Genomic DNA, 3,073 nt, shown 5'->3' on the forward strand with positions numbered 1-3,073 from the left:
GCGAGAGGTTCCGGGTTGTTACGTGATCATAAAACACTCTCGCACATACCCGGAACCTCTCGCAATAGGCTTGGCAGCCTGTGGATAGCACCGGGTTTTTCTCGCAGTTAACCGGGTTTTTCTCGCAGTTAACCGGGTTTTTCTCGCAATTGAGGCTGATTTATCAAATAAAATCAGCTGCTTCCCGACACCAAAAACAAGAAAAAACAAGAAAAAAGGGAAACGGTGCTAGATGAGGGGTCAAAATCGCCCCCCGAAAGCGCCTGTGGCAGGCGATGAATTTGCTGAGAAATGGCAAGATAGACGAAGGCGCGCCCTGTAAGACGCTCTCAGAGCGCCACAGAGGCCCGTACAGGGCCAAGATGAGCTCTAAGGCGACGGAGGGGCGGCAAAGGGCCGTGAGAGGTCCCTGCGGCGCTCTGAGAGCGTCTCAGCCTGCCAGCCCGAGAAACAGGGCCAGAGAACGGCTGACGCTGACCATGGCCACGTCATCGAGCGAACCGAAGGCAGGACCGATCTTGTCGGCCTTCACGGTCATCGGCTTGTCCAGCATGATCTGCGACGGGGTGCGCAGGCCGTTCCCGGCGTCGGGCTCGACCGTCAGGCGGAGCAGGGGCGCATCCACCAGCGTAGAGGTGACCGGCAGCACCACAACGGAGGCCGTGCCGGTGAACTGATCGGACTGGATCACAAGCGCCGGTCGCGGTTTTCCGTAGTCGCCCTGCAAGGCGACCGTCACCAGATCCCCGCGCTTCATTGCCAGTCGTCCAGATCCGCCAGGGCGGCAATCATGAAGTCCTGCATGTCGGTATCGGTCCGGTCAGCTTCGGCCACCAGAGCGGCCTGACGGCGGCACTCAGCGGCGAAGCCAGGGCGTCGGGTGTCCGGCACCCAGATCTGGATGGGGCGCAGTCCTGCGGCCCGCAGAGCTGCGCGGCGCTTCTGAACGCGTTCGGAAACTGGGGTGGACATGGCGACCTCCATTTTCGTTACATGTAACGCTCTCTGCTTTTCGCTTCAATCCAGCGGCGGAGGAAGGATGGAAGAAATGGAAGTGTGAGTTTTACACTCCCGCAGGACGGCATCCTGGGGCGCTCCGCTGATTGCCTGGGCCGGAGGTGCTGCGCCCTCCGTGCAGGCGGTGCCCTGAACCTCAGACCGCCTGTGATCCTGCCAAACGCCCTGTGCGGAGGGTGAAGATGGCGGGAAATGTAAAATGTATACTTCGCTGTGTTGCCGCCCTGTTCCTGCTGGCCGGAACGGCTCTCCAGGCGAAGAACGGCGACGGTGGCGGGTGTAAAAAATTACACTTCCATTTCTTGCCACTGAACCCTTCAAAACATAGCGCCGGGGCCGGAATGCAATTCCGGTTTACATTGGCCATATCCTGCAACTGCAACACCCCTTGGAACAGAGCGGCCCTGCACCGGTTCAGGCATCCATGAGTAGTGCCGTTGATACGCCTCACCGGAACCGCCTGGCCTTGGACCTGATCAAGGCGCATGTGCGGGTGCTGGACTGCCAAGAGCGGGTGCGTCAGGCTTATCCTGACGTGTGTGACGCCAATGCGGCCTTGAGTGCGGCGCGGGTGCATCTGGTCGAGGTGCAACATCGCTTTGACCGATTTTGGACCTATCCTTAAGACAACCCCCGCGCGACTACCGCCCGCCCCCAATTCGGGGTCATAAAACCGGTTACGGGCAGGGTGGCGCCCAGGGGTTGAGCGGGGGAGCGGGGGCGACGTTCGCTTTGCGGGCCTTCGCGTCGTTAGGAAAACCTATGACTTTCTCCATGGCCACCAGCTGCGGCGCGGACGGTCAGCCAGCTTCTCAGCCATTGCTCGCCAACGGTCCCGGTCGGTTTCGGTCGCAGCCAGAGCCTTGCGCTCATGAGCGAGGATGGCTTCAGCCACATCTGCACGGACGGTCTCTGCAGCCAGCTTTTCGCGAAGCTCAGCGACAGTTTCTTGGGTGTGCGGGGTGTGCAGATTGAGGGGTGCGCGCACAGTGTGCGCTCTCCAAGCTTTGAGAGCGTCTGGCGTAATCCGCCATTGATTGCGATTGTCTCTGCTTGCCTGCAAATCGTGGGATTTTATTGCCCTCATGATGGTCCAACGTGAGACGTCCGCTACCTGTGCAGCCTGTGCAGGAGACATGTGCGAAAGGGTGTGCAAAGGGGTGTGCAGAGCTTCACTCATAGTGGCAGGTTCATCTGGCTAGCGTTCTCGAAGGTGAAGCGAAGTCGAGCAATCTTACGCCCCCGGCGGATCGGCTCAACCTCTGCTGTGATGTTCGTTTTGGCGGCTAGCTCCAAGACCGCGGGATCGATCACGAAGCGCCGGGCGTCGTTGAAGTTGCGCCGATAGCTTTTTGGGGTCTCCATGATCGTGTGGAAGCGATCCATGTCCACTTCCCAGACCCCGGTTTCCCGGAAGCGCTCGAGGTTCTCAAACAACCGCCAGGAGTAGGTCGATCTGAGTGCAGCGGCCTTCGAAAGTTGGTAGCTTGTGAAGTGCTTTTTGAGCTGCACGAGGAACTGCGCAATCTCCGGCGCAAAAGCCAGCGAAACCTCACCTGCCCCCTTTTCGTAATGGATAGATGAGACCCACCGCATTTTGCTCACCATGACGCGCTGGCCGTTCGGTCCAAAGTGCTCGATGTGTGTGATGTACCGCTGAAACAGGTTTTCTTGAGCATCCCGAAGTTGCTCATAGGCCGTGTCTGTATCGACCCCATATTGTTCGGCGAAATCGACGGCCGAAATTTTGATCGGCTTGCCGGGGAGCGCCGCCGCTTTTGGGGACAGCTTCGCAACCGCCATCGCGACTAACCGCTTCTCGCCAAGGTTCAGCCCATGGGATGCGCTCACCAGCGTGTTGTGCATCGTGACGTTGCCACCTGCCGGCAGGTTTAAGACGGAAGTTTCCTTGCGAGGGCGAGCCATATTGCGAGAGGTTCCGGGTTGTTACGTGATCATAAAACACTCTCGCACATACCCGGAACCTCTCGCAATAGGCTTGGCAGCCTGTGGATAGCACCGGGTTTTTCTCGCAGTTAACCGGGTTTTTCTCGCA

General features: G+C 59.0%; 5 protein-coding genes. 1 reads left to right on the plus strand and 4 read right to left on the minus strand.

Going from position 1 to position 3,073, the window contains the following annotated elements:
* Positions 1 to 430: 430 nt before the first annotated feature.
* Together FA740_RS19185 and FA740_RS19190 are read right to left on the minus strand one after the other, a co-directional pair.
* The gene (locus FA740_RS19185) at positions 431 to 757 is read right to left on the minus strand and encodes a type II toxin-antitoxin system PemK/MazF family toxin (protein ID WP_136858394.1); all 327 of its coding nucleotides are present in this window, start codon (positions 755 to 757) and stop codon (positions 431 to 433) included.
* Positions 754 to 984, minus strand: a complete 231-nt coding sequence (locus tag FA740_RS19190) for an antitoxin MazE family protein (protein ID WP_246053749.1) — start codon at positions 982 to 984, stop codon at positions 754 to 756. The genes FA740_RS19185 and FA740_RS19190 overlap by 4 nt, the downstream gene beginning before the upstream one ends.
* Positions 985 to 1,441: 457 nt before the next feature.
* Between FA740_RS19190 and FA740_RS19195 the strand changes: the two genes are divergently transcribed.
* Entirely contained in the window at positions 1,442 to 1,642 is a 201-nt protein-coding gene (locus tag FA740_RS19195; protein ID WP_136858395.1) for a hypothetical protein, read from the plus strand.
* Positions 1,643 to 1,777: 135 nt separating this feature from the next.
* Here the strand turns inward: FA740_RS19195 and FA740_RS20540 are convergent, their stop codons facing one another.
* A complete protein-coding gene (locus tag FA740_RS20540) occupies positions 1,778 to 2,197 on the minus strand; it encodes a helix-turn-helix domain-containing protein (protein ID WP_136858396.1) in 420 nt (139 codons plus the stop codon).
* Positions 2,194 to 2,883, minus strand: coding sequence for a replication initiation protein (locus FA740_RS19205; RefSeq protein ID WP_169306389.1), 690 nt, complete (start codon positions 2,881 to 2,883; stop codon positions 2,194 to 2,196). The genes FA740_RS20540 and FA740_RS19205 overlap by 4 nt, the downstream gene beginning before the upstream one ends.
* Between the last annotated feature and the right edge of the window lie 190 nt (positions 2,884 to 3,073).

Origin of the sequence: Paracoccus hibiscisoli, from assembly GCF_005048265.1 — a bacterium.
Classification (GTDB): domain Bacteria; phylum Pseudomonadota; class Alphaproteobacteria; order Rhodobacterales; family Rhodobacteraceae; genus Paracoccus; species Paracoccus hibiscisoli.